The 26,526-nt window shown below is 30.5% G+C and carries 29 protein-coding genes; 14 read left to right on the top strand and 15 right to left on the bottom strand.

Features of this window, described 5'->3' with window-relative positions:
- Nucleotides 1-327 precede the first annotated feature (327 nt).
- Both rpsT and mutM read right to left on the bottom strand, forming a co-directional pair.
- A complete protein-coding gene (gene rpsT / locus AC5YF9_RS07490) occupies nucleotides 328-588 on the bottom strand; it encodes a 30S ribosomal protein S20 (protein WP_415304043.1) in 261 nt (86 codons plus the stop codon).
- A 50-nt stretch (nucleotides 589-638) separates the two neighbouring features.
- Nucleotides 639-1,502: a bifunctional DNA-formamidopyrimidine glycosylase/DNA-(apurinic or apyrimidinic site) lyase gene (gene mutM / locus AC5YF9_RS07485; RefSeq protein ID WP_415304042.1), complete on the bottom strand. Its 864-nt coding sequence runs from the start codon at nucleotides 1,500-1,502 to the stop codon at nucleotides 639-641.
- 35 nt (nucleotides 1,503-1,537) lie between these two features.
- Between mutM and ubiE the strand changes: the two genes are divergently transcribed.
- From ubiE to AC5YF9_RS07455, 6 genes are read left to right on the top strand one after another with little or no spacing between them, the layout of a single operon-like run.
- On the top strand, nucleotides 1,538-2,242 hold the full coding sequence (gene ubiE, locus AC5YF9_RS07480; RefSeq protein ID WP_415304041.1) for a bifunctional demethylmenaquinone methyltransferase/2-methoxy-6-polyprenyl-1,4-benzoquinol methylase UbiE: 705 nt from the start codon (nucleotides 1,538-1,540) through the stop codon (nucleotides 2,240-2,242).
- Nucleotides 2,242-3,810, top strand: coding sequence for a 2-polyprenylphenol 6-hydroxylase (gene ubiB / locus AC5YF9_RS07475; protein WP_415304040.1), 1,569 nt, complete (start codon nucleotides 2,242-2,244; stop codon nucleotides 3,808-3,810). Before ubiE ends, ubiB begins: the two co-directional genes overlap by 1 nt.
- Nucleotides 3,811-3,818: 8 nt before the next feature.
- A complete protein-coding gene (gene coaBC / locus AC5YF9_RS07470; RefSeq protein WP_415304039.1) occupies nucleotides 3,819-5,024 on the top strand; it encodes a bifunctional phosphopantothenoylcysteine decarboxylase/phosphopantothenate--cysteine ligase CoaBC in 1,206 nt (401 codons plus the stop codon).
- 6 nt (nucleotides 5,025-5,030) lie between these two features.
- Nucleotides 5,031-5,468, top strand: a complete 438-nt coding sequence (gene dut / locus AC5YF9_RS07465) for a dUTP diphosphatase (protein ID WP_415304038.1) — start codon at nucleotides 5,031-5,033, stop codon at nucleotides 5,466-5,468.
- A complete protein-coding gene (locus tag AC5YF9_RS07460) occupies nucleotides 5,465-6,220 on the top strand; it encodes a HesA/MoeB/ThiF family protein (protein WP_415304037.1) in 756 nt (251 codons plus the stop codon). The genes dut and AC5YF9_RS07460 overlap by 4 nt, the downstream gene beginning before the upstream one ends.
- The gene (locus AC5YF9_RS07455; protein ID WP_415304036.1) at nucleotides 6,217-6,666 is read left to right on the top strand and encodes an SH3 domain-containing protein; all 450 of its coding nucleotides are present in this window, start codon (nucleotides 6,217-6,219) and stop codon (nucleotides 6,664-6,666) included. Before AC5YF9_RS07460 ends, AC5YF9_RS07455 begins: the two co-directional genes overlap by 4 nt.
- On the opposite strand, the gene AC5YF9_RS07450 is transcribed toward AC5YF9_RS07455, so the two are convergent.
- The 4 genes from AC5YF9_RS07450 to AC5YF9_RS07435 form a co-directional block, all read right to left on the bottom strand.
- The gene (locus AC5YF9_RS07450; protein ID WP_415304035.1) at nucleotides 6,659-7,252 is read right to left on the bottom strand and encodes a DUF3501 family protein; all 594 of its coding nucleotides are present in this window, start codon (nucleotides 7,250-7,252) and stop codon (nucleotides 6,659-6,661) included. The two genes, AC5YF9_RS07455 and AC5YF9_RS07450, sit on opposite strands and share 8 nt — an antisense overlap.
- 2 nt (nucleotides 7,253-7,254) lie before the next feature.
- Nucleotides 7,255-8,586 (bottom strand): (Fe-S)-binding protein, encoded by a 1,332-nt coding sequence (locus AC5YF9_RS07445; protein WP_415304034.1) that lies wholly within the window; start codon nucleotides 8,584-8,586, stop codon nucleotides 7,255-7,257.
- A 57-nt stretch (nucleotides 8,587-8,643) separates the two neighbouring features.
- Nucleotides 8,644-9,060 (bottom strand): rubrerythrin family protein, encoded by a 417-nt coding sequence (locus AC5YF9_RS07440; protein WP_415304033.1) that lies wholly within the window; start codon nucleotides 9,058-9,060, stop codon nucleotides 8,644-8,646.
- A gap of 104 nt (nucleotides 9,061-9,164) precedes the next feature.
- Nucleotides 9,165-9,593 (bottom strand): Fur family transcriptional regulator, encoded by a 429-nt coding sequence (locus tag AC5YF9_RS07435; protein WP_415304032.1) that lies wholly within the window; start codon nucleotides 9,591-9,593, stop codon nucleotides 9,165-9,167.
- Between the two features lie 74 nt (nucleotides 9,594-9,667).
- On the opposite strand from AC5YF9_RS07435, the gene fabA reads away from it, so the two are divergent.
- The 8 genes from fabA (at nucleotide 9,668) to AC5YF9_RS07395 (ending at nucleotide 15,709) form a co-directional block, all read left to right on the top strand.
- Nucleotides 9,668-10,168 (top strand): bifunctional 3-hydroxydecanoyl-ACP dehydratase/trans-2-decenoyl-ACP isomerase, encoded by a 501-nt coding sequence (fabA, locus tag AC5YF9_RS07430; protein WP_415304031.1) that lies wholly within the window; start codon nucleotides 9,668-9,670, stop codon nucleotides 10,166-10,168.
- Nucleotides 10,168-11,379, top strand: a complete 1,212-nt coding sequence (gene fabB, locus AC5YF9_RS07425; protein ID WP_415304030.1) for a beta-ketoacyl-ACP synthase I — start codon at nucleotides 10,168-10,170, stop codon at nucleotides 11,377-11,379. Before fabA ends, fabB begins: the two co-directional genes overlap by 1 nt.
- The gene (locus AC5YF9_RS07420; RefSeq protein WP_415304029.1) at nucleotides 11,380-12,165 is read left to right on the top strand and encodes an enoyl-ACP reductase FabI; all 786 of its coding nucleotides are present in this window, start codon (nucleotides 11,380-11,382) and stop codon (nucleotides 12,163-12,165) included.
- A 428-nt stretch (nucleotides 12,166-12,593) separates the two neighbouring features.
- The gene (locus AC5YF9_RS07415) at nucleotides 12,594-12,719 is read left to right on the top strand and encodes a hypothetical protein (RefSeq protein ID WP_496169897.1); all 126 of its coding nucleotides are present in this window, start codon (nucleotides 12,594-12,596) and stop codon (nucleotides 12,717-12,719) included.
- Nucleotides 12,688-13,794, top strand: a complete 1,107-nt coding sequence (locus tag AC5YF9_RS07410) for a hypothetical protein (protein WP_496169896.1) — start codon at nucleotides 12,688-12,690, stop codon at nucleotides 13,792-13,794. Before AC5YF9_RS07415 ends, AC5YF9_RS07410 begins: the two co-directional genes overlap by 32 nt.
- Before the next feature lie 112 nt (nucleotides 13,795-13,906).
- A complete protein-coding gene (locus tag AC5YF9_RS07405) occupies nucleotides 13,907-14,251 on the top strand; it encodes a hypothetical protein (protein WP_415290607.1) in 345 nt (114 codons plus the stop codon).
- Nucleotides 14,251-14,976: a hypothetical protein gene (locus AC5YF9_RS07400; protein WP_415290606.1), complete on the top strand. Its 726-nt coding sequence runs from the start codon at nucleotides 14,251-14,253 to the stop codon at nucleotides 14,974-14,976. Before AC5YF9_RS07405 ends, AC5YF9_RS07400 begins: the two co-directional genes overlap by 1 nt.
- 94 nt (nucleotides 14,977-15,070) lie before the next feature.
- Nucleotides 15,071-15,709 (top strand): GNAT family N-acetyltransferase, encoded by a 639-nt coding sequence (locus AC5YF9_RS07395; protein WP_415304026.1) that lies wholly within the window; start codon nucleotides 15,071-15,073, stop codon nucleotides 15,707-15,709.
- Between the two features lie 52 nt (nucleotides 15,710-15,761).
- Here AC5YF9_RS07395 and pnp read toward each other — a convergent pair whose 3' ends face one another.
- The 9 genes from pnp to AC5YF9_RS07350 all read right to left on the bottom strand — a co-directional run bounded on the left by pnp (nucleotide 15,762) and on the right by AC5YF9_RS07350 (nucleotide 26,526).
- Nucleotides 15,762-17,834, bottom strand: a complete 2,073-nt coding sequence (pnp, locus tag AC5YF9_RS07390; protein ID WP_415304025.1) for a polyribonucleotide nucleotidyltransferase — start codon at nucleotides 17,832-17,834, stop codon at nucleotides 15,762-15,764.
- 21 nt (nucleotides 17,835-17,855) lie between these two features.
- Nucleotides 17,856-18,104: a 30S ribosomal protein S15 gene (gene rpsO / locus AC5YF9_RS07385; RefSeq protein WP_415278299.1), complete on the bottom strand. Its 249-nt coding sequence runs from the start codon at nucleotides 18,102-18,104 to the stop codon at nucleotides 17,856-17,858.
- 13 nt (nucleotides 18,105-18,117) lie between these two features.
- On the bottom strand, nucleotides 18,118-18,486 hold the full coding sequence (gene rbfA / locus AC5YF9_RS07380; RefSeq protein WP_415304024.1) for a 30S ribosome-binding factor RbfA: 369 nt from the start codon (nucleotides 18,484-18,486) through the stop codon (nucleotides 18,118-18,120).
- Entirely contained in the window at nucleotides 18,486-20,699 is a 2,214-nt protein-coding gene (gene infB, locus AC5YF9_RS07375) for a translation initiation factor IF-2 (protein ID WP_415304023.1), read from the bottom strand. The genes rbfA and infB overlap by 1 nt, the downstream gene beginning before the upstream one ends.
- A gap of 10 nt (nucleotides 20,700-20,709) precedes the next feature.
- Complete coding sequence (nusA, locus tag AC5YF9_RS07370) at nucleotides 20,710-22,263, bottom strand: transcription termination factor NusA (RefSeq protein WP_415304022.1); 1,554 nt, start codon at nucleotides 22,261-22,263, stop codon at nucleotides 20,710-20,712.
- Nucleotides 22,264-22,362: 99 nt separating this feature from the next.
- On the bottom strand, nucleotides 22,363-23,532 hold the full coding sequence (gene metK, locus AC5YF9_RS07365; protein WP_415304021.1) for a methionine adenosyltransferase: 1,170 nt from the start codon (nucleotides 23,530-23,532) through the stop codon (nucleotides 22,363-22,365).
- Nucleotides 23,525-25,069: an apolipoprotein N-acyltransferase gene (lnt, locus tag AC5YF9_RS07360; protein WP_496169895.1), complete on the bottom strand. Its 1,545-nt coding sequence runs from the start codon at nucleotides 25,067-25,069 to the stop codon at nucleotides 23,525-23,527. Before lnt ends, metK begins: the two co-directional genes overlap by 8 nt.
- Complete coding sequence (ybeY, locus tag AC5YF9_RS07355) at nucleotides 25,062-25,532, bottom strand: rRNA maturation RNase YbeY (RefSeq protein ID WP_415304019.1); 471 nt, start codon at nucleotides 25,530-25,532, stop codon at nucleotides 25,062-25,064. The genes lnt and ybeY overlap by 8 nt, the downstream gene beginning before the upstream one ends.
- A complete protein-coding gene (locus tag AC5YF9_RS07350) occupies nucleotides 25,525-26,526 on the bottom strand; it encodes a PhoH family protein (RefSeq protein ID WP_415304018.1) in 1,002 nt (333 codons plus the stop codon). The genes ybeY and AC5YF9_RS07350 overlap by 8 nt, the downstream gene beginning before the upstream one ends.

The raw sequence follows: 26,526 nt of genomic DNA, 5'->3' as shown, positions 1-26,526 counted from the left end.
AAATTTGTAGGAATAGAGTTAGTTAGAAGGAAAAAAGAAATTATACAATAAAAAAGTTTGTATATTCTAAAATAAATAAAATCTGTAGGTGAATTATTTTTAACGAGAACAATTACTTTTATAAAGTAATCTGTTTTTATTCTTAAAAAATTTTTGTAACAGTGTCAGTTATTTACACGCTTAAATTTTTAAAATTTAAAATCTGTGAGTGCATGATTTACAAAATATAAACTTTACTAAATCAAGATATGGTATTGCTTTTTAAAAAAAAATCTTATTTAGTATAAGTACTTTTAGTTGAAATTTCGAAGCAACCGTGGGTAGTTTTTATAATGCTGAGATTTTTTTTGTTATTCGTGAAACATTTCGTGAAGCGTTAGCTTTCTTAATAATTCCAGTCTTTGCAACTTTCATTAATTCAGAGTTCAACTTTGGCAAGAATTTTAAAGCTTCTTCTTTTTTCTTTTCTTCAAGAAGAAGGTTCATTTTTTTTATAGCATTCCTGTATTTACTCTTACGAGCCTTATTAACTAGTGTTTGAGTAGCAATTTTTCTAATTCTTTTAATTGCCGATTTTGTATTTGCCATAAGCGCAGTGGTATAGCTCGAGAATTTATACTGGTCAATAGAATAATTGCTTATTTTTGGCAGGTATTACAAAAAAAAGTGGATCTATTGGATATAAATATTTTCTTTATTTTTCCAGTACATTTATTTCTTACACAATTTAGATTTTCTCTTTGATAAACTTTAAATTCTTTTTGAAAATTACCGGTTTCCCCAGAGGTATTCTTAAAATCACGAATACTTGAGCCACCTTTTTTAATGGCTTTATTAAGCACATTTTTTGAAAAAATAATAATTTTTTTACACTCTTCTTTCGATAATTTCATTGCATAAGTTGTTGGATTAATTTTACTTAGAAATAAAATTTCACTTGCATAAATATTACCTATACCGGATACAAATTTTTGATCTATTAGAAAACTTTTTATGTTCTTTTTTTTATTAAAAAAATATTTTAGCAGATATTTTAAATTAAAATTTTTAAAAAATGGCTCTGGTCCTAAGTGACTAAATCTATTTATTAGCTCTTGCTTATTACCTATAAATTTAAAAAAACCAAACCTTCTAGGGTCATTGTAAATAACTTTTAAATCTTTGAATTGTATTTCAACATGATTATGTTTTTTTGGAAAGTTTGGAGAATTGTAAAAACTAGCATTGGTAAATTTATTCAAGTTATTTTTTTTAATTAAATGAATAGTTCCTGACATTCCTAAATGAATTAAACAAAATGAACTGTCAGAAAAATTTAAGATTAAATATTTAGAAAACCTAGTAACTTTCTTAACAATTTTGTTTTTTAATAATTCTTCAAATTTTTGGGGAATTTTAAACCTTAAATTTCTGTTTTTAATTATTACTTTCTTGATTTTTTTTTGTTCTATTTTTTTAGCTAGCGATTGTTTAACTATTTCTACTTCTGGTAATTCTGGCATTTGACGTTATATTATCAGTAAATAATAAATTTAACATGCAACAATATCTCCAAAATAAAAAAGGACTTGTTCAAGATGTCTTTGATAATGTTTATGATAAATATGATTTAATGAATGACTTCATGTCTCTTGGTGTTCATAGGATTTGGAAAAGAGATTTAATAAGTTGGATGAATCCCTCGAGAAATAAAATTTTAATTGATGTTGCCTGTGGCACTGGTGATCTAGGTAAACTTTTTTTAGATTTAACTAATAAAGATGGTAAAATTTTTTGTGTAGACCCTAATAAAGGAATGGTTAGTAAAGGTAAAACCAAGTTGGCTAATTATAAAAATATTAACTGGGTGATTGCTCCAGCTGAAAAGTTACCTATTATAGATAATTCTTGTGATTATTACACAATTAGCTTTGGCTTACGTAATACTAAGAATCTTAATAAAGCGCTATCAGAGGCTTATCGTGTTTTAAAACCAGGTGGTCGTTACTTATGTTTAGAATTTTCGAAAATTCAAAACTCAAATCTAGATTTTATTTATAAAAATTATTCAAAACTTATCCCTTTAATTGGAAAAGCAGTTGCAGGTAAAAAAGAACCCTATGAATATTTAGTCAAAAGTATTGAAGAATTTATTAATCAAGAAGAGTTAATTGATCTAATGAAAAAAAATAAATTTGAAAATTGCAGTTACAGAAACTTATCTGGTGGAATTGTAGCGATTCACTCTGGTTGGAAGATATAATGATTAAAAAACTATTAACATTATTTAAATTAGGAAGAAAGTTAGCTAAATCTGACATCTTAAACGTTGTTTCTAAATTTAAAAAACCTCCTCTAGCTATTAAAATTATATTTCAAATACTATCGTTTTCTCTTTCTAATTCCAAAAAAATTAACTTAGATACCACTGAGGGTGAAAGACTCTCTAAATCGTTACAGTCAATGGGAACAACATTTATTAAATTGGGACAATTTTTAGTTACGAGACCAGATATAATTGGTGACGAATTAGCTAAACAGTTAGAGGGCTTACAAGATAGGCTTCCTGCTTTTTCTCTATCTGAAGCAAAGGCAATCATTAAAAAAGATTTAGGAGAAGAAACTTTCAACACAATAATTGATTTAAGCGAGCCAGTAGCTGCGGCTTCAATAGCTCAAGTTCATAAAGCTAAAATAAATGACAATGGCACAATAAAAGATGTAGCTATTAAAATCTTAAGGCCTGATATTAAAAAAATATTTAATGAAGAAATAGATGCACTGATGCTTTTTGCTTTTTTTATTGAATCGTTTATTAAAAAAACCAAAAGATTAAAATTAATTGAAGTTGTTTTTTTACTTAAAGAGATAACCAATCTAGAAATGGACTTAAGGTTCGAAGCTGCTGCTGCAAACGAATATGCAGAAAATACAAAGAATGATGCAGGTTTTAGAGTCCCTGTTATCTATTGGAATTTTACAAGTGAAAATGTAATGACACTTGATTGGGTAGATGGCGTTTCTATTCGGGAAACTGAAAATTTACAAAAAAGAAATATTGATACTAAAAGAATTGCCTCTGATATTATTCAACATTTTCTAAGACACGCTGTTAGAGATGGGTTTTTTCATGCAGATATGCATCAAGGAAATATATTTATTGATAATAATGCACAAATCGTACCAATAGATTTTGGTATTATGGGCAGACTGGACAACCTCAGCAAAAGGTTTTTAGCAGAGATTTTATTTGGTTTTATTCAGAGAGATTATAAAAAAGTTGCCGAAGTACACTTGGTTGCTGGCCTTGTGCCTAAAGATGTGCCAGTTGATGATCTCGCTCAAGCATTACGCTCAATTGGTGAGCCAATTTTTGGTCAATCTGTTAAAGATATTTCCGGTGGAAAATTATTAAAACAACTCTTTGATGTTACTGAAAAATTTAATATGCAAACCCAGCCTCAATTATTAATGTTACAAAAAACCATGGTTGTTGTTGAGGGAGTTGCCAGAAAGCTTAATCCTAATACTAATATATGGGAAACATCAAAGCCAGTTTTAGAAAATTGGTTAAGAGAAACTAAAGACCCTATTAATACTTTAAATGAAGGCTTAAAAAGTACTACTGAAGTAATTAAGAGATTGCCTGATTTTCCAGAGATTATGGATAAAGCTAATCAAGCACTTACATTTTTAGCAAGTGGACAAATACCTCATAATTCAAACTCCTATACAGCTTTAAATGAAAAAAGATCTGAAATGATTACGTTTAGAAACCAGTCTATTGTTGGTTTATTATTGCTTGTAATCTTTGGCCTATTAGTATTTTAATTTGCCCGATGAATAATTTATCCCAGAAAAAAATACTTTTAATAATATGTGGAGGTATATCTGCATACAAGAGTTTAGAGCTAATTAGATTATTAAAAAAACAAGATGTAGAAGTTAAAACTATACTTACTAACAGCGCCAAGAAATTTGTAACACCCTTATCAGTGGCCTCACTTTCTCAAGGAAAAGTTTATGATGATTTATTCAATGCTGAAAATGAAGCTGAAATGGACCATATATCACTCTCTAGATGGGCAGATGTAATACTTGTTGTTCCTGCTACCGCAAATACTATTTCCAAATTAAGCACTGGATCTTCAGATGATTTAGCCTCAACAGTAATTCTTGCATCTGACAAGGATGTTTTTTTGACACCCGCTATGAATGTTAGGATGTGGGAGCATCCTTCAACTAAACAAAACCTCAATAAATTAAAATCTTATGGGTATAAAATAATTGGCCCTGAAATTGGAGGTATGGCTTGTGGAGAATTTGGTGAAGGAAAAATGACTGAAGCAAAAGATATTTTTAGAACAATTGAGACATACTTTGGTGAATTAGATAAAAATCAAAAATTAAAAGCTCTAGTAACTGCAGGACCAACTAATGAGTATATTGATCCTGTTAGATTTATAACAAATAAATCTTCTGGAAAGCAAGGATATGCTTTGGCGAAATCCCTGGCAAAAAGAGGATTTCAAACAACTCTAATTTCTGGACCTACGAACCTACAAATAGATAGTAATATAAATTTAATTAAAGTTGAAACAGCAGATGAAATGTTTAAAGCAACACAAGAAAATTTACCTGCCGATGTAGCAATTTTTTCTGCCGCCGTTGCTGACTTTAAAATAAAAGAGAGAAAAAATGAAAAGATGAAGAAACAAGAATATTTAAATTTAGAGCTTGAAAAAAATATTGATATTTTAAACTATGTATCAAAACATAACTCTCTTAGGCCAAAATTAGTTATTGGATTTGCAGCTGAGACAAATAACATTCAAGAGAATGCTCAAAAAAAACTAGTTGAAAAAAACTGTGATTGGATAATAGCAAATGATGTATCTAATAATTCTATTGGATTTGATTCTGATTTTAATGAAGTTTCAATTTTTTATAAAGACAAAGAAATAAAAAATGAAAAACTTGTTATGAAAAAAAAATCTGAGATCTCAGAAGAAATAACAGATAGAGTTATTAAACAGTTAAACTAAAATTTAATGGCAAGAGTATTGATCAAAAAATTAAACCCCGACGTAGAACTTCCAGTTTACAAAACAAGTGGTGCTTCTGGTATGGACTTAATGGCCTTTGTAGAAGAGCCAATTAAAATATCTCCCAATAGCTCATATTTAGTACCTACAGGGCTTTCTATGGCATTTTCAGAGGATTATGAGGTACAAATTCGTCCTCGTTCAGGTCTTGCTGCAAAAAAAGGTATAACTGTTTTAAATACTCCAGGAACTATTGACAGTGATTACAGGGGTGAGATTAAAATTATCCTCTTTAATCACGGAAAAGAAGATTTTATAATTAATAACAAGGATAGAGTGGCACAGATGATCTTAACACCGATTATTAAAATGGAATTAGAAGAAACAGATAATTTACTAGATACTTTAAGGGGTGAAGGTGGATTTGGTTCAACTGGTAAATGAAAAGCCAACTGAATAAAAAAATAATTGAGAGATTTTCAAGACAAATAGTGCTTAAAGATATTGGCATTTTAGGTCAAAAAAAAATTCTATATTCTAAAGTTTTAATTGTTGGAGCTGGTGGTCTTGGATCTCCAGTTGCAGAATTTCTTTCAAGGGCTGGAATTGGATCACTAGGAATTATTGATGATGATAAGGTAAGTCTTTCTAATTTACACAGACAAAGTCTTTATAGCACTTCTGATATTGGAAAATATAAAGTCAAAATAGCAAAAGATAAAATTAAAAAGATAAATCCCAATACAAAAGTCACAATTTATAAAATTAGATTAAGTAATAAAAACTTTAAGAAAATTATTAATAATTATGATTATATAGTTGATGGATCAGATAATTTTAAGACAAAATTTTTATTAAATGATTTTTGTTTAAAATTTAAAAAAACCCTTGTAACTGGAGCAATTAGCAAGTTTGATGGACATGTATTCACTTTTAGTTTTAAAAATAAAAAAGTTCCTTGTTTAAGGTGTTTTTTTCAAGAATCTAATATTTCAGATGATTTATTAAACTGTGAGTCTGAGGGTGTTATTGGAACTGTTGCGGGAATTGTGGGTACTATCCAGGCAAATGAAGTATTAAAAAAAATACTAAATATTGGAACAGGACTTGATGGATACATTTTTATTCTAGATTTACTTCATTTAAAATTTAGAAAAGTTAAATTAAAAAAAAGAAAAAATTGTTTTTGTAAATGACAAAAAAAGTAACTATTTGGTTTTTATGTCTATCAATTTTAGGAATGCAGTTATTAAATGCTGAAGAAAAATTTCTATCTTTAAAAAAAAATAAGACAAATGTTAGGTATGGGCCTGGTCTAGATTATCCAATTAAATATATTTATAGAAAAGTTAACTTGCCTGTAAAGCAAATAGATAAAAAAGAAAACTGGAGAAGAGTTATATTTTTAGATAACAATAGTGGCTGGATACACTGGAGTCAGCTAAAACCATCAAACTCTATCATCACCATAAAAGAAAAGATTTTATTTAAAAAACCTTCTAATTTTTCTGAACCTCTCGCAAAATTAGAAAAAGGAAGATTGCTAGTCATCATGAAATGTAAAGATGACTGGTGCAATATAATAACCAATGATTACAAAGGTTGGATTAAAAATAGAAATGTTTGGGGGTCTACTAAATAAAATCAGCTGATAATGATTTAACGTTATCTTCAGTTAATTTTGTAGTGTGTGCATATTCTTTATGATCTATTCCTAGTTCGATATTTATATTGCCTGATTTAATTTTACTAATCTGATCATCATTAAATTTAAAATGAATAAATTGTACCGAAGAAGCTTTTCCTTCTGCCGATGTTCTATCCACATCTGTTTCTGGTACTGCTTTTACCTCTTCATTGTCAATTTTCATAAATATTTTTTCTTCTATTCCACCAACTTTTCCTAAAAATGCACCTCTAGAAAGAGGATTGTCAATTTCAAACATTAACGTTGCAATAAGCTCTTTACCATTTGGAACTAGGGGGTTGTAAGCTATTAATTCATCTTTTAATTGTTCGTCACCACCTTTTTCAATATGTAGCATTTCTTGAACTTGTGCCAGCATAGTTTCAAAACTTTCAAAATAAAAAGTTGCATAAGGCCCAAGTGCTATTCTTCTATTTTTTTTAAATTCAATAAGATCTTTTCTAATTTGTTTCCTGTTTTTTGTATAAATATCCGCAGGAATTAAATCTTTTTTTTCAATCTGTCTTTCTTCTTTGCTCATAATTACAACCTATAACTTTTTGCCATTAATTCGATGGGGTGTAGTGCCTCATCGTTGGCTATGTTTGTATCTGTTTCCAATTGTTTTAAATGTTTACCTGCTAAAGGACAATCAGAAGCCATATATTTATTATTTTTATTTTTAATCTGTCTCGCTGTTGGTGTTCCAACTTTTACAGCTAGATTATGAGTTTCTTTCATAACTCCAAAAGTTCCACCGTGACCAGCACATCTTTCAACAACATCCATTTTAATATTGGGAATAAATCTCAACATATCTCTAGATTTAATACCCATGTTCTGAGCTCTAGCATGACAAGCATTGTGAACTGTCACCCCACCATCAATTTCTTGCAAACCTTCTGCCAAGCCTTCATTTTGTGCTATATCAACGATATATTCGTCTATATCGCTAGTATTTTTTGAAAGTCTTTTAATATTTTCATCATTTGGCAATAATAATGGCCATTCAAATTTTAACATCAGACCACAGCTCGCCGTTAGTGTAATAACTTCATAACCTTTATCTACCCATTCCAATAAATCTTTGGATACTTTCTTGGCTTGTTCAACAACTTTTGGAAGATCTGCTTGTTCAAGGTAAGGCATTCCGCAACATCCTGGGTAAGCTTCTTGAACTTCAACTCCATTTTTCTTTAAAACTTTTAAAGCTGCAACACCTGTATCTTTTTTATTAAAATTAACAAAGCATGTTGAATAAATTACAACCTTTCTATCTTTAGATGGGGCTTCACTATTTGTTAGAATATTATTTTTTTTAAAATAATTTGTAAATGTTTCTGAATTATAAGTTGGAAGCTTTACTCTCATATCAATTCCAGCAACTAATTCTAATATTTTTCTAAAGAATGTATTTTTAATGTTTGATGCCCAGTTTATTAGTGATGATAAAGCAACACCAATTTTTGCATTCCTATCAATTTGAGCTAATAGTGCTGGTACGATAGGTAATTTGTTTAATTTTTTTTGAGCTGTTCTATATCTCAACATTAAATGAGGAAAATCTAAATCAAAATCATGTGGTGGGACATACGGACACTTAGTCATAAAACACATGTCGCATAATGTGCAGGCATCTACCACAGGTTCAAATTGTTCACTTTTTAAACTTTCTACATCCTCATTTTCTGACTCATCTATCATGTCAAATAATTTTGGGAATGAGTCGCATAAATTAAAACATCTTCTACATCCATGACAGATATCAAAAGCTCTTCTCATTTCGTCATCTAATTTTTTTGGATCTAGAAAATCAGGATGTTCAAAATTTATCGGATGTCTTATAGGTGCTTCTGTACCGCCTTCTTTACTCATATTTAATATTTTGGGATTTAATGGTGGGGAAGAGCCCCACCATAAATTAAGTCTTATTTACGCAATAGATTCTAATGTTTTTTGGAATTTACCTGCATGTGATTTTTCAGCCTTTGCTAAAGTTTCAAACCAATCAGCAATTTCTGAAAAGCCTTCTTCTCTAGCTGTTTTTGCCATACCCGGGTACATGTCTGTATATTCATGTGTTTCACCTTGCACCGCTGAAGCTAAATTATCTTTAGTTTCTCCAATCGGTAGTCCTGTAGCTGGATCACCAACTTCTTCAAGATACTCAAGGTGTCCGTGTGCATGACCTGTTTCTCCTTCTGCTGTAGATCTAAATACAGATGCTACATCGTTATAACCTTCGATATCTGCTTTCTGAGCGAAATATAAATAACGTCTATTTGCTTGGCTTTCACCTGCAAATGCATCTTTTAAGTTTTCTTCTGTTTTACTTCCTTTTAATGACATATTTTTCTCCTTAATTATTATAGTTTACATATAATCATTCTAAACTGTAAGTCAACAGTTTAGAATTATTTTAATGTAAATATTAAACTATTGAAATTATTGAATTATTTTTGATTTTGATTATCAGTTGCAACTTTAACTAATACTTCCACTGATTTTATTTTTTTTCCAGTAATATTTTGTTTAATATTTACCGAATCAATATCATCACTGCTACAATCAATTAATTCATTGGTATCTTCATCAAAAAAATGGTGATGCTCTGTAATATTTGTATCAAAATAACTTTTATCACTATTGATTGAAATTTCTTTTAAATAGCCTTTTTTCTTAAAAGCGTGAATTGTGTTATAAACTGTGGCTAAAGAAATTTTTTCACTTAATTTTTCTTCTATAATTTTAGTTAAATCATTTATTGTAAAATGGAAGGTTTTTTCAGGTAAAAAAAGCACTTCACAGATTTTTAATCTCTGTCTAGTTGGTCTTAAACCAGATTGTCTTAGTTTTTCTGTATATATGTTTAAATTAGTCATTATTGTTTATAATAGTTCTAAACTATTTCTATATTATAATCCGAATAAATCAAGTATTAAAGGTGCTTAAATTTATGAAAAAAAACTCATTCACATACGATGAGCTAATAAGTTGCGGAAATGGCGATCTTTTTGGCCCGGGTAATGCAAAATTACCCCTTCCACCAATGCTGATGTTTGATAGAATAACAGAAATCAGTGATGCTGGTGGGGCTTTTAATAAAGGTATTATAAAGGCTGAGCTAGATATCAAAGATGACCTTTGGTTCTTTGATTGTCATTTTAAGGGAGATCCAGTTATGCCTGGATGTCTTGGTTTGGATGCAATGTGGCAACTAGTTGGGTTTTATCTAGGTTGGCTTGGTAATCCTGGAAAGGGAAGAGCTTTAGGAGTGAGTACAGTTAAGTTTACAGGCGAGATTTTAAAAAGTGTTAAAAAAGCAACCTATGTAATTGATATGAAAAAAATTATGTCACCTGGTGGAACTTCCGTTGGCCTTGCAAATGGCTTATTGTTTGCAGATGATAAAAAAATATATTCAGCAGAAAATTTAAAAGTGGGTTTATTTAAATAATGAGAAGAGTAGTAGTTACAGGTTTGGGTGTTGTTTCTTGTTTAGGAAATAATCAAGAAGAAGTTTATCAGTCTCTTTTAAATTCAAAATCAGGAATATCTTTTTGTGAAGAATACAAAGAGCATAATTTAAGAAGCCATATTCATGGTAAACCAAATATTAAACTTGAAGACCACATCGATCGAAAAATAATTAGATTTATGGGTTCAGGTTCTGCTTACAATTATATTGCCATGAAAGAAGCTATTAAGGATTCGGGATTAGAGGATAAAGATATAAGTAATTTTAAAACTGGAATCGTTATGGGTTCTGGAGGTCCTTCAATAGAGAATGTTGTTTTATCGGTTGATAAGACTAGAGCTAAGACACCAAAATTAATGGGGCCATTTATTGTTCCAAGAACTATGGCTAGTACATCTTCAGCAACTCTTGCTGTACCTTTTAAAATCAAAGGAGTTAATTATACGATGAGTTCCGCATGTGCAACTAGCGGACACTGCATCGGTCATGCAAGTGAATTAATTCAAATGGGTAAACAAGATGTTGTATTTGCAGGCGGCAGTGAAGAATTACACTGGGCTATGACTGCAATGTTTGATGCGATGACTGCTTTGTCTTCTAAATACAATGATGCACCTGAAACCGCTTCTAGAGCTTATGATAAAACTAGAGATGGCTTTGTAATAGCAGGTGGTGGTGGAGTTTTAGTGCTTGAGGAGTACGAACATGCAAAAGCTAGAGGAGCAAACATATATGCTGAATTAACAGGCTATGGCGCGACTTCTGACGGGTACGATATGGTAGCCCCATCAGGTGAAGGCGCTGTTAGATGTATGAAGATGGCTTTAGCGACAGCTAAAAATAAAATGGACTACTTAAACACTCATGGAACATCAACTCCAGTTGGAGATATAACAGAGCTTAGAGGTGTTGGAGAAGCATTTGGTGCTGAGGTACCAAAAATTAGTTCTACTAAATCTCTTTCTGGTCACCCACTAGGTGCTGCTTCGGTTCATGAAGCAATTTATAGTTTAATCATGATGAAAAATAGTTTCATTACTGCATCAGCTAACATTAATGACATGGATGATGAAGCTAAAAAATTTCCAATCGTAACTAAGACTGAAACAGGTGTTAAATTAAACTCTGTAATGTCTAACAGCTTTGGTTTTGGTGGAACAAATGCAACTTTAATTTTTGAAAAGGTTTAAATGAGTTTAATGAAAGGTAAAAGAGGATTGATCATGGGAGTTGCCAATGAAAGATCTATCGCTTGGGGCATTTCACAAAAATTAGCAGAAGCTGGAGCAGAACTTGCATTCACTTATCTTGGTGATGCACTAAAGAAAAGAGTTATTCCTTTAGCTGAAAAATTAAATTCAAAAGCTACTTTTAGTTGTGATGTTGAAAACAAAGAAGAAGTTATAAAACTTTTTGATGATATTAAATCACAATGGGGGCAAATAGATTTTGTTGTTCATGCAGTTGCATTTTCAGATAAATCAGAATTATCAGGTGAATATTTAAACACAACTAGAGAAAATTTTTTAAGAAGCATGTTAATCTCATGTTTTTCATTTACCGAAGTTGCAAAAGAAGCATCTAAAATAATGAAAGAGGGTGGAAGTTTATTAACTTTAACTTATGAATCTACTAAGGCTATTCCAAATTATAATGTGATGGGTGTTTGTAAATCAGCTTTAGAAGCAAGTGTTAAATATCTTGCAAGAGATTTAGGAGCTAAAAGTATGAGAGTGAATGCAATAAGTGCTGGACCTATTAAAACTTTAGCAGCTTCTGCTATTGGTGATGCAAAATTCCTATACAAATGGAATGCAGATCATTCTTTCTTAAAGAGGAACGTAGATATTCATGATGTTGGAAACTCAGCTTTATATCTACTAAGCGACCTTGCAGCTGGTGTTACTGGTGAAATTCACTACGTGGATGCTGGATATAACAAGGTTGGGATGCCCGATCCTAAGAATATTACCTAAAAACCAACAAAATCAGCATTTTTTAGTAAAGTGACACTATTAGAGATAATAAACCTGCACTATTATTATAAGAACTTGGACTAAAGTTACACTATTAGATTAGATTAACAAAAACCTGAATTTAAGCTAAATTTAGTTAAAAAAAACCTTCAAAATATAGAAATCACACAAAGGATCTCATTTAGGTTGCCCTCTTGGAGGAAAAGCTAATTAGGTACCACTATTAGAGATAATAAACTTGCACTATTAGATATAAAGGACACTATATGAATAAATAAGCCTTTAGGTACACATATAGAATTAAATTTGCACTAATTTGCATTTAATTTTCAAAATAGCACAAAATATTAACAAAAAAAACTTATTATTTGCATAGATTTGCATTACATTTGCAGTGCATTTACATATTAAAATGATAAAAAGCTTATATGGACAAAATCAAAGGAAATATAGCAGCTATTAAAGATATTAGAGGCGCTCTAGGTATTAAGAAATCTAAGATAGAAGGACACTTCATTAAACATGGGCTATTTGAATGGAAAAAAAAAAGATAAAAAATCTAATAAAATTACTAAAGAGAAAGCTAGCTTGGTAAGTAATAGAACTTATGCATCAATTGAAAGCGGTGAAGAGGTAAGCACATATTTTTTTAAACATTTGGCAGAGCTATTTACTAAAATTTATAAAAATAGTGAAGGAATTGCAAAACAAGTACAATTAAAAGATATCACCGAAGATCTTAAAACTAATAATCCAAATGAACTTAATACTTACTTATACAAAATTAACTCTTTGTCAGAATTATCAGATATTATTCAGAGCTCTCTCAAGCATGTAGATGAAGGTCAAAAAATTTTTGGTGATATTACAAATTACAGAAAAACTTTTCTTAATTGTAACGTTAATTTTAGTGTCAAAGATAGTATAGAAGAATTATTTAAAATTATTGAAAAATTACATCTGAAGTCTTTGGGTGACGTTTCAGATATCAGTGAAAAAGAAACAAATGAAATTAGTTTTTCAGATGACTTAGAATTTTTGAGTACAGCTGCAGCAGGTAATACAGCTCTTGATAGCTTAAAAAATACAGGAGGTATATGTTTATATGTTGGGCTTTTAAAGGATGCTCCTGTGGTAGATATTGATATAGAGTATGGAGATGACCAAATAGGTGATCATAGTCCTTATTCAGAATTCCCAGATGGCTATGGAAATTATACTGTAAAACCAATAGTTATAAGAAGAAATTATTTAATATACAATTTTACATCATGTTCAAATGGTGATGGTTTAGAATTAAGTTTTAAACCTAGGTCAAGTTATGATGAAATGAAAAATAAATTAAATAAAAAAAATATTTTTGTTCAGAGAGCTGGCTCTTTTAATAATGTTGATCTTGGGGAATTATTTGATTTAATCAAAGATCAAATTACTGCTGCTAATATTGCAGTTCCTTATTCAATTAATAAAAAAGATTTTATGTTTACTTCAAAATATGATGAGCCAGATTATAAATTTGAAAATTATGAAGAGTTTAAACAAGCTGCAGAGGAAGATATGAGAAATGAAGAAGAGAGTAGATATGCAGATAATATGGTGGATATGATTAAAGAAGATGGGATAGAATAATTTAAAGAATTCGGGGTGCTTAACAACGCAGCACTCAGAATGATTGTGTATCAAGGGTTTTTATACCTTTCAATCAGCAAATAATAAAGCGTTTAATTAAAAGGAGACAAATATGTCTTTTGACCTAAAGAAAGGTGTGCCTATCGAAGAGGTAGGTGCACAAACAATAACCAATGAGGATGGAAGTATTCTTGTTGTTAAACATGCAGTAGCAAACCAACGTAAGGTGGAGCAAGACCATCACTGGAGAGCTATACAACTACAGAAATTTTATGATGAAGTTCATGAAATTGCTGATCAATATGGAGATGTTTGTTCAAGAATGATCCGTGTTGATACTCCTGAAGTTATGCTTACAGGAAACTTTGTAGACTATGTAACTGACGTAGTTGAACTGGAACCACAAGTTCTAGTTAATTTTAAAGCAACCATAATAAAAAGAAAGGAGATGAACTAATGTCTAACAATGTAAATCTAATGAATAAAAGTGAAGAATTACAATTCATTGATATTGAAAAACAATCTGGTTTTATAAGTAAAGATCCATGTGTTACCATAAGACGTGATGTGATGTATCTAACAGCTAGTACAGTAGACAAGTTAGATCTTGTTAACCATTCACATTGCTATCTTTCGTTAATAGATGATGCTGAAGAAGCTGAGAGACTTTATATAAGACCAAATAATGACCAAGAGTCATCTAGATCAAACTTTTTAATTTTAAAAGGTAAAGATAATGGACGAGCTGGTGCAACAATTTCTGGGACACGCTCTGTACTAAGGGCTATTCCTAGACTACAAGCTATTCTACAGCTTGATAGAATTGGTAGAAAAGTTATTTTACAAAAATGTGAAAAAACTGGCTACTATTTTATTCCGTTATCTCCAGAGTTTGAGCATTCTATTGAAGATCTAGGAAATGTTCCTGAACATAAAGCAATCTATAAAATCTGCTATAATGGTCATGTACAAAATATTGGTGAAACCAATAATTTAGCCAGAAGACTCAAAGAGAAAAAGACAGAAGGTGTTCCAATTCATACTGTTTATTATTCTATAATGAATGAACAAAGTGATGATAGGCGTAAATATTGGGAAACTTATCACCTTGAGAAATACAAGAAGGCTCATGGTGCTTACCCACCTTATAACCATCAAGGTGGTAAAAGATCTGAAAACTAAGATGCCTTATTTAGAGGGGTCAAAAACCCCTCTAATAAATAATTATAAGTCGGTTTAAATATGAAAAATTACATAGTAAGCTTTGGTTGTTAATATGATTTTTGAACATAATTTAGTTGAATATATTGATTTTAAATATCGTAAAGCTACATTTTTTGATGAAAGTTCATCCGACTCTATTGAAGGTAAGGCTTTAGTTTTTGATGAAAAAAAAGAAGAGCATTTTTCTGTTGGACAAGTTAGTGGTTATTTTTTTGATATCAATGACTCAAAGAATACATTGCATGATATTCTAGATAGCATTAGTGCTGATACAAATAGTATTAGTCCATACTTTGACCATAGGTACAACAAGGTCATTCCTAAAATTCGAAAATTATTTGATTATAATGAAGAAGATATAATGGCTATGAGTAATAATTTCATTTACCTCCATATGCTTGAAGTGGATAAAGAGTATAGAGGGAAAGGTATCGGTAAATTATTAATCTCAGCATTTTTAAATGACTGTAGAAGAAATGCATGTTTTGCTTTTTTGAATGCTATTCCACTTCAATTTAATTCTGGATTTGACCTGCAAAAAAATAAAATAACTAAAAAAGAATTTAAAGATAGAAATAAAAAAGAGTCAGAACAACAATTAATTAAATTCTATACTGATTGTGGTTTTAAATTAATTAATAAAAAGAAAACTGATATGGTTGCAGACATTTCTGGATTATATTTTGAATAAAAAAAACCCCCAGAACTCTCATTCCAGGGGTTTGAAATTTTAATTTAAAGTATTATTCAGCAGCTTGTTTCATAGAAAGTTTAACTTTACCTCTATCGAAACCAATCACTTTAACTTTTACTTCATCGCCTTCTTTTACAACATCAGTAACTTTTTCTACTCTTTTAGCAGCAAGTTCTGAAATGTGAACAAGACCATCTTGTTTACCTAAAAAGTTAACAAATGCACCAAACTCCATAATTTTCATTACTTTACCTGTGTAGATTTTATTCATCTCAGCTTTTGCTGTGATGTCTTTAATCATTTGCATAGCAATGTTTCTAGATTCTTCGTCTGGAGCAGCAACAGTTACTACACCTTCATCATTCACATCGAGTTTAGCACCTGATTTTTCAACAATCTCTCTAATTGTTGCTCCACCTTTTCCAATCACAGCTGCGATATCTTTTTTATCAACAGTAATTTGTTCCATTTTTGGAGTGTGTTCACCAACATCAGCTCTTGATTCACTTAAAACTTTATTCATTTCACCTAAGATATGAACTCTTCCTTCTTTAGCTTGTTTTAAAGCCTGCTCCATAATTTCAAATGTGATACCTGTAATTTTGATATCCATTTGAAGTGAAGTAATTCCATCTTTAGTTCCAGCAACTTTAAAGTCCATGTCTCCCAGATGATCTTCATCACCTAAAATATCTGACAAGACACTAAAATCATCACCTTCTTTAATTAATCCCATTGCAATACCTGCAACTGGTTCTTTAATCGGAACACCAGCATCCATTAGTGAAAGAGACGCACCACAAACACTCGCCATTGAAGAAGAGCCATTAGATTCTGTAATATCTGACACTACTCTGAAAGTGTAAGGGAACTCTTCTTTTGGAGGTAATGAAGAATTAATTGCTCTCCATGCTAATTTTCCATGGCCAACTTCACGTCTTCCGGTTCCAATTCTTCCAGTTTCACCAACTGAGAAAGGAGGGAAGTTGTAATGAAGCATAAATCTTTCTCTATGCTGACCATCTAAACTTTCCAATCTTTGTTCGTCATCAGATGTACCTAAAGTAGTAGTAACAATCGCTTGTGTTTCACCTCTAGTAAATAGAGCTGATCCATGAGTTCTTGGTAAAACACCAACTTCACACTCAATAGCTCTTACATCAGCTAAACCTCTACCATCAATTCTTTTTTTGTTTTTAAGAATGTCAGTTCTTACAATAGATTTTTCAAGATTTTTTAATTCATCATTAACATCAAAATCAGAGTAGTTTTCATTTTCTGCAAAAAGCTTTTTAGCCTTATCAGAAATTTCTGAAATTTGATTTGATCTATCTTGTTTGTCTATTGTTGCAAAAGCTTTTGTTAAATCTGCAGTAAACTCTTCTCCTAGTTTTTTCTTAACTTCAGACAAGTCTTTCTTTTGAACAGTCCACTCTGGTTTTCTACATTCTTTTGCAAGCTCCTCAATCATTTTGATTACTGGAACAAAACCTTCGTGACCAAACTTAACTGCATCTAACATTACTTCTTCTGTTAAACCTTTAGTCTCAGACTCAACCATTAGCACAGCATCTTTAGTACCTGCCACAACCAAATCTAAAGTAGAGTTTTCTAGCTCTGCTTTTGATGGGTTTAAAATATATTTACCATCAACTAAACCAACTCTTGAAGCACCAACAGGGCCCTTAAACGGCATTCCTGAAATAGCTAGTGCTGCTGAAGAAGCTGTAATTGCTAAAATATCTGGTTGATTGTCTTTGTCATATGAAATTACCGTTGGTAACAACTGAACTTCATTTTTAAATTCACTTGGAAACAATGGTCTGATTGGTCTATCAATTAATCTTGAGATCAATTGTTCGCTTTCAGTTGGTCTTGCTTCTCTTTTAAAATATCCACCAGGAATTTTACCACCTGCATAATATTTTTCTTGGTAATTTACAGATAGCGGAAAATAATCCATATCCGGATTTACTTTTTTTGCTCCTACTACTGTTGCTAAAATAACTGTTTCACCACATGAAGCAATGATTGCTCCATCTGCCTGTCTTGCTACTTTACCTGTTTCTAAACTTATTTTCTTACCTGCTACTTCAATTTCCTTCTTATATACTTTGAACATCTAATTTCCGTTTCCTTCTATCTATTTTCTTAAATTTAATTGTGTTAATACATTTTTGTAAGAATCGAATTTATTTTTCTTTAAATATTCTAACAATTTTTTTCTTCTATTTACTGCTCTTAACAATCCAACAGATGAGTGTTTATCTTTTTTGAATTGCTTAATATGCGCTGAAAGAGTTTCAATTTTTCCTGTTAATAATGCAATTTGTACTTCTGAAGAACCAGTGTCCTTCTCATGCATTTTTAATTCTTCTGCTTTATTCGTCATACTATTTACTTTCCTATTTGTTTGTTTGTTTTATTAAGTTTTCTATTTTTTCTGCGTATTCAAAAGAGTCATCTTTAGCAAAAAGTATCTTTGGTATGTATTTCATAAATACTTTTTTAGATAAAACTTTTCTAATTAAAAAAGAGTACTCTCTTAATTTTTTAATAACTTTTTCTGTATCTTTTCCTCCTAGAGGTAATACATACGCTTTTGCAATTTTAAGGTCTTGACTCATTTTTACTTCTGTAACTGTAACTGTGTTAGTTTCTAAATTCGGCACTTTAGCTTCATTTCTAGCAAAAATCATACCTAAAGATTGCTTAATCATCTCTCCAACACGTAATTGTCTTTGTGATACGGGTTTTCCTGTTTTATCAACCATTATACTGTTCTCTCAGTGGAAGTCGTACTATAAACCTCTATTGTATCGTTTTTTTGAAAATCAACAAAGTCTTTAAGTGTTATTCCACATTCTTGACCATTACTAACCTGTTTAGCCTGATCTTTTTCTCTGAAAATTGTACTAATCTTACCAGTATAGATGATTGCTCCATCTCTAATTAACCTGGCATTCGCACCGCTAACTATTTCTCCTTCAGTTACTTTAGAGCCCGCAACTTTTCCTGTTCCTGAAACTTTGAATATTTCTAGAATTTGAGCTGTGCCATTAATTGTTTCTTGAATATCTGGAGCTAGAAGTCCCGACATTCTCAATTTAATATAATCCAAAACTTCATAAATAATATTATAAGAAGAAATTTTAATTTTTTCCTTTTCTGCTAATTTTTTTGCTTCTTTGCTTGGTTTAACGTTAAATGCAATTAGAGTAGCATTAGATGCTTTTGCTAAAGTTACATCAGTTTCTGTTACCATTCCAATATCTGATAATATAATTTTAGTTTTAACTTCATCATGTGTAATTTGATTAATTGCACTTTTAATTGCTTCAGCCGATCCATGCACATCTGATTTTACAATAATATTCAATTCTGAAGCAGATTTATCTGCAAAAGCAGAATCTTGAGTTGCGAATGTTAAGGGGCTTCCTCCTGTTTTAGTTTCATCTGCTCTATTTTCACTTAATGTCTTGGCTTCTTTTTCAGAATCTAACACAATAAAATCATCTCCAGATTTAGCTGCTCCATTAATTCCTAAAATCTCAACAGGTGTTGATGGGGGTGCTTCATTAATGTTTTTTCCTTTATCATTAATTAAGGCTCTTACTTTTCCCCATTTTAATCCACTAACAAAAAAATCACTTTTTTTAATTGTTCCTGAGGTCACCACAACAGTTGCTACAGCTCCTCTACCTACATCAATTTTTGATTCTAAAACAATTCCTGTTGCTTTAGATTCATAATCAGTTTTAAGATCTAAAATTTCAGCTTGTAATACAACTGCCTCTACCAATTTATCTAAATTTTTTTTTGTTTTCGCAGAAATTTCAACCATCAAAGTATCTCCTGATAAATCTTCTGCAATAAGTTCATATTCTAAAAGCTGATTTTTAATTTTTTGTGGATCTGCCTCTGGTAAATCACACTTATTTATTGCAACAACTATTGGAACATTTGCAGCTTTTGCGTGTTTTATAGATTCAATTGTTTGAGGCTTTACACCATCATCTGCTGCAACAACTAATACCACAACGTCTGTTAGTTTTGATCCTCGGGCTCTCATTTCTGTGAAGGCTGCGTGACCTGGTGTGTCTATAAAAGTTATTTTATTTGATTCATGTTCTATTTGATAAGCTCCAATATGTTGAGTTATTCCACCAAATTCTCCAAGCACCACATTTGCGCTTCTTAAAACATCTAGCACTGAAGTTTTGCCATGATCGACATGACCCATTACAGTTACTATTGGGGGTCTATTTTTTAAATTTTCAGATCTAGATTCTTTAATTTTTTGAATAATTTCTTCAGCTTTTGTTTCTCTTATAGGGTTGTGACCAAATTCTTTTACTAAATACTCCGCAGTATCTGCTGCTAGTGTTTGGTTGATAGTAACCGTTACTCCCATTCCAAATAAATGTTTTATAACATTGTTAGATTGTTCGGCCATTCTATTAGATAGCTCTCTAACAGTAATTGCCTCAGGAATATTTACGTCTCTTTTTATTGGTTTTAAGCTTTCTTGAATCTCTTCTTTAGTAAGTTCTCTATTCTCTTTTAATTTTGCTCTTTTAAGTGAAGCCATACTTCTTGATCTTGCTTCAATCTCATCGCTTAAGGCTCTTGAAACAGTCAGTTTTAATTCTCTTTTTTTTGTATCAGGCTTTCCTTTATCTCCTGCATCACCTTTTAACCTTCTAGTTGCTCTTTGTTCCGCTAATTTACGTTTTTCATAGTCGTTCGTAATTGGTGAAGATGGTTTAGGTGCTGAAGTAGTTCTTGGGGTAAAACTTCCCTCAGGACTTACTGCTGGTTTTGATCTTACACTAGTGGGTCTGCCAAAGTTACCTCTCGGTGCAAACTTGCTTGGTTTTTTTTCAATTACAACTGAGTTTTTACTTTGTGTCTTTGCTAACTCTATATTTTCTATTGATTTCTTGGCTATGCCAGAAAGTGTTAATTTTGTTTTTTTGTTGTCCATATTTCATTACTCAATCTTTATAAATTATACTTCTTGCAGACATAATTAACTCATCTGCTTCAGTTTTTGATAAAGCAAAATCTTCAAGATAACCTTGAATTTTAATTCTTTCACCTTTAACAATATCGTAACCACCCGTTAATTCGTCAGATGCAAGATCTGCAAAATCTTCTAATTTTAAAATTTTTTGTTCTCCAAGAGTAACTAACATGCCTGGTGTTAAGCCTTTATGATTTATAAGGTCATCTTGCAGTCCCAAATCTTTAATTCTTTTTGTAATATCTTCCTGATCTTTTAAGTAAAAATCTTTTGCTCTCTCTATCAACGCTTTAGCAGTATCTTCTTCTATACCTTCAATTTTCATTAAATTTTCCGGTGTACTATCTTTAATGTCCGAAATTGAAGAAAAACCTTCCGCAACAAGCAATTGCCCTAAGGTTTCATCTAATTCTAAATTTTTAACAAAATTTTCAGTTTTTTCTTTAAACTCTAACTGTCTTCTTTCAGAATCCTCTGCATCAGTCATTATGTTAATTTCATAATTTAATAACTTTGTGGCCAATCTAACATTTTGACCCCTACGACCAATCGCTTTACTTAAATTTTCTTCAGTTAAAATTACGTCTAATTTTTTTGCAACACTATCAACATTTACTCTTTGAACTTCTGCTGGTGATAATGCATTTGAAACTACTATTGCTGGATCTTCAGACCAATTAACAATATCAATTTTTTCTCCTTGCAGTTCGTTAACTACTGCTTGAACTCTTGATCCTCTCATACCAACACAAGCTCCTACTGGATCTAATGAGGTATCAACTGCTTTAACACAGATTTTTGCTCTACTTCCTGGGTCTCTTGCTGATGATTTAATTTCAATTAAACCATCATAAATTTCTGGAACTTCTTGAACAAATAATTTTTCCATAAATTTTGGATGAGCTCTTGATAAAAATATTTGTTGCCCCCTAGGTTCTCTCTTTACATCGTAACAATAAGCTTTAATTCTATCACCAGCTTTAATATTTTCTCTAGGGATCATTTCATTTTTTTGAATAATTGCTTCGGCTCTTCCTAAATCGACTATTACATTTCCAAATTCTAAACGCTTAACAATACCGCTTAGAATTGAATCTTTTTTATCTATAAAATCATTATATTGTCTTTCACGTTCTGCCTCTCTTACATTAAAACTAATAACTTGTTTGGCAGTTTGTGCTGCTATTCGACCAAAATCGAAAGAAGGTAATGGTTGTAAAATTTCATCACCAACTTTTTTATCTTTGTTTTCTTCATTTAAGATTACTGCATCTTGAAGGTTAATTTCTGTATTTATATTTTCTGGTTTTTCTACAACTATTAATTTTCTAAAAATTCCAATTTCGCCATTTTCTCTATTTATTAAAACTTTAATTTCATTATCCTGTCCAAATTTAGATTTAGCAGCTTTTGCAATTCCTGTTTCCATGGAATCAATAATTAATTCTTTATCTATAGATTTTTCTAAAGCTACTGCCTCAGCTATTCTTAGTAATTCGAGTTTATCAGACCTTCTATTTAACATATTTTTTATTAGCTCCAAAAAAAAATGGGCTGAAGCCCATTCTGCAATTTCAATAATGTAAGGGCAATATATAAAGAAAAAATTTTAATTCAATAAGAACTATTTAGAAAAAACACCCTTTTTATCAGTCTTTTCCCAAGAAAATGACCCATCTTCCTCAGGCATTCTCCCAAAGTGTCCATAAGCTGCTGTTTTTTCATAAATTGGTTTATTTAGTCCTAACATTTCTCTTATCCCTCTTGGGCTTAAATCAAAATTTTTTGAAATTTTATCAGAAACAAATTTATTTTTTTCCAAGTCATTATCAAATAAATCTACATAAATTGATAAAGGTTTAGAGACTCCAATTGCATAAGCTAATTGAATTAAGCATTTTTCAGAAATATTAGAGGCTACAATATTTTTTGCAATATATCTTGCTGCATAAGCCGCTGATCTATCTACCTTAGTTGGATCCTTGCCAGAAAAAGCTCCACCACCATGAGGCGCTGCTCCACCATAAGTATCAACAATAATTTTTCTACCTGTTAAACCACAGTCACCATCTGGCCCACCTATCACAAAGTTTCCAGTTGGATTTACATAAAATTCTTTTTCATCAAAATCCTTTAAAAATTTTTCTGGAATTGATTTTAACATATATGGTGTTAATAATTCTCTTACTTTTGCTTGATTTATATCTGCTGAGTGTTGAGAAGATATAACAACTGATTTAACTTTGGATGGTTTTCCATCAATATATTCAAAAGTAACTTGGCTTTTTGAATCTGGTTCTATATTTTTTAATATTCCAGACTTTCTATCTTCTGCCATAAGTCTTAAAATTTTATGCGAATAATGAATAGGCGCCGGCATTAAATCCTCTGTTTCGTTACATGCATACCCAAACATTATTCCTTGATCTCCAGCTCCTTCATCTTTTTTGCCCAAAGAGTCTACACCCATAGCTATATCTACGGATTGTGAATGAAGATGACTTTCTATCTTTGTCGCTTCTCTCCATGTAAAACCTTCTTGATCATAACCAATATCTTTGATGCAATCTCTAACTTTTTGAATAAGATCTTCTTCTTTGATCTCTGGACCTCTTACTTCTCCAGCAAGAACAACCTTGTTTGTTGTGGTTAATGTTTCACATGCAACTCTAGAAAAAGGATCTCTAGCAAGATAGCTATCTACTACCATATCTGAAATTCTATCTGATACTTTGTCGGGATGTCCCTCTGAAACTGACTCACTAGTGAATAAAAAATTTTTTAAATTACTCATGCTTAAGCTTATTAAATGAAAAAATTAAAAAAATATATATTAAAATTAATAACAAAAATATTTTATTTCCATACTGCATAAAAAGTGTAGATTTAACTTGTTTACTCTCCGATAATTCCACATATCCTCTTAATCCAAATTCTACTTCTTGTTCTACAATTCCTATGGGATTAATAATGGCAGAAATCCCATTATTTGCAGACCTAATTATATATTTACCACTTTCGATAGATCTAAATATATTGTGTGAAAAGTGCTGTTTAGGGCCTATAGAATTTCCAAACCAACCATCTTCTGAAATATTAATTATATAATCAAAATTATTATCTTCAGATAATTTACCTGAATAAATTATTTCGTAACAAATTAAAGGAAGTAAATTTAAATCAATTTTACTATTTTTTATATTAAGTGGAATCCTAGTTTCTCCACTAGAGAAGGATTGATAATTATTTGTTACTGTTTTAAAACCTATTAAGTTAAGAATATTCTCAAAGGGGGTAAACTCTCCAAATGGTACCAATTTAACTTTATTATAATTTATGATGAGATCTAGTTTATTATTGAATATAGCCATTGAGTTAAAAAATAAATTTTTATCATTTTTTTTCTCGATACTATTTAGGCCCATAATAATTAAATCGTCCTCTCCAAAACTACTTAAGAATAATTTTTTATAAACACTCATGTCTCTTAAGTAGCTGTCAGGAATGATTCCTTCTGGCCATAAATAAATTGTAGCTCCTATTTTTGTTGGGGCACTTAGTTCTATAAGTTCATTAATTATTTTTAACTCATCTTGCTTTGAATAAAATCTATCTAGACTAATGTTTGGTGATATTGCTTTAATTTTGTAAGAGTTTTTTACACTCTCTAAAGAATTAAAATTATTACTTTTTATGTTGCCAAATATTAAAAAACCAGCAGATATAAAAATAAAGAAAAAACAAACCACAATTTCATTTCTAGATTTTTTTAAGAAAAATAAGGCAGGGGCAGTAAATAAAGAAATGCAAATTAAATTAAAGGAGTAAGTTCCAATAATAGAAAGAATTTGAATAAAATAAGTGCTGTTTGAGAAACTAAATGAGATTAAATTCCAAGGAAAGCCTGTGAGTATAGAGCCTCTAATAAATTCAATTGTACCAAATAAAATTGAAAAAATAAAAAAAGAACTAACCACATTTTTTGAATAAAGGACTGCAAACAAGTATGTCACTAAACCATAAAATATAGCCAAAAAGGCTGGTAATAAAATTATAGCAACTGGGATAAAAAACTTAAAACTCTGATCAAAGGTTAATGAAATGGCTATCCAATATAGATTGGATACAAAATACCCAAATCCAAAACACCACCCATATTGAAAAAAAGATTTATTATTAGATATTCTTTTTTTTTTATTAAAAATAATAATAAAGAATAAAGAAAAAGTGATAAAATTAATTATAAAATAATTGTATGGTGGTAAGCTATAAGAGGTTATTGCTCCTAATAATATGATGTAAAATAAATTTATTACTTTTTTTTTAAGCAAGTTTGACAATCTTTATTTCTATAGTGTTATAAATTTTTTCTTCTTCAATTAACATTTTTTTAAAATCTTTTAATTTAATATGGTCATAACCTAATAAATGTAGAAAACCGTGAATAAAAATCTTGGTTACTTTTCTCCTAAACTCTAGGGTACTTAAGGTTTTTGGTTTATTGATAAACTCGTAACTAACAACAATGTCTCCAATATAGGGTGATTTTTTTATATTAAGTTTTTTTTCAGAAGGAAAAGATAAAACATCTGTTGATTTATTTTTATTTCTAAATTTTTTATTCAATCTTTTAATATTTTTATTGTTTGAGAGTAAAATTGTTAAGCTTACTTTTTTTTTAATAAACCTGTATTTTTTGGGAAAAATTTTCACCAAAGAATTAAAAAAAATATCAGGTTTTTTAATTCTTTTACTCCAAAGACTACTCTCAGAAACCACATCAATGCTAATCATTTTCTTGATCTGAATAAGCTTTTACAATCTTTGAGACTAGTGGATGTCTAACTACATCGGAATGATCAAAATCTACTACTGAAATTTCATTTAGGTGACCTAGTAACTTTTTAGACCTATTTAATCCAGACATGTTCTTGTGAGGTAAGTCAATTTGAGATGGATCCCCATTTATAACAATTTTAGAATTTTCCCCAATACGTGTTAAGAACATTTTAATCTGCGTATCCGTTGCATTTTGTGCCTCATCTAAAATCGCAAAAGAGTTTTTTAAAGTCCTACCCCTCATAAATGCCAAAGGTGCTATTTCAATATCACCAATTTCAATCATCCTTTGAATTTTTTCAAAGTCAAAAAGATCATAAAGGGAATCATATAATGGTCTTAAATAAGGGTCTACTTTTTCTTTCATATCCCCTGGTAAAAAACCTAATCTTTCACCCGCTTCTACTGCCGGCCTTGATAAGATGATTCTTTCTATCTTCTTATCAAGTAGCAAAGTTAGGCCAACCGCAACTGCTAAAAATGTTTTACCCGTTCCCGCAGGACCAGTCGATATAACAATATCACTTTGTCTTAAAGCTCGGACATAATCTTTTTGTTTTTCTGATCTTGGAATAACTGATTTTTTAGGAGTTTTAATTATATCTGAAACATTTTTATTTTTTATTTTTTCTTCGATCATAAACTTGTCTATTGAAGAGATTATATCTTTTTTTTCTATACTACCATTATTTATAAACTGGTTGGCTAAAAATTGAATAGCATTTTTTGTGATTTCATTTTGTTCTGGTGTTGATTTTATCAAAATTGAATTACCTCTCGAATATAGATTTGTATTAGTAATTTTTTCTAGTTCTTTTAGATTTTCATTAAATTCTCCAACCACACCCATTAACAAATCATTGTCTTGGAATATAACACTCAAAGAATTATTGTCAGAATAGACAAATTTTAAAGTAGAATTAATTTTTTTTGAAGCTGTGTTGTTCAA

The sequence above is a fragment of the Candidatus Pelagibacter sp. uisw_098 genome (assembly GCF_059512505.1).
The sequence above is the reverse complement of the archived record's forward strand: the minus strand, read 5'-3'. Positions and strand labels throughout refer to the sequence as shown.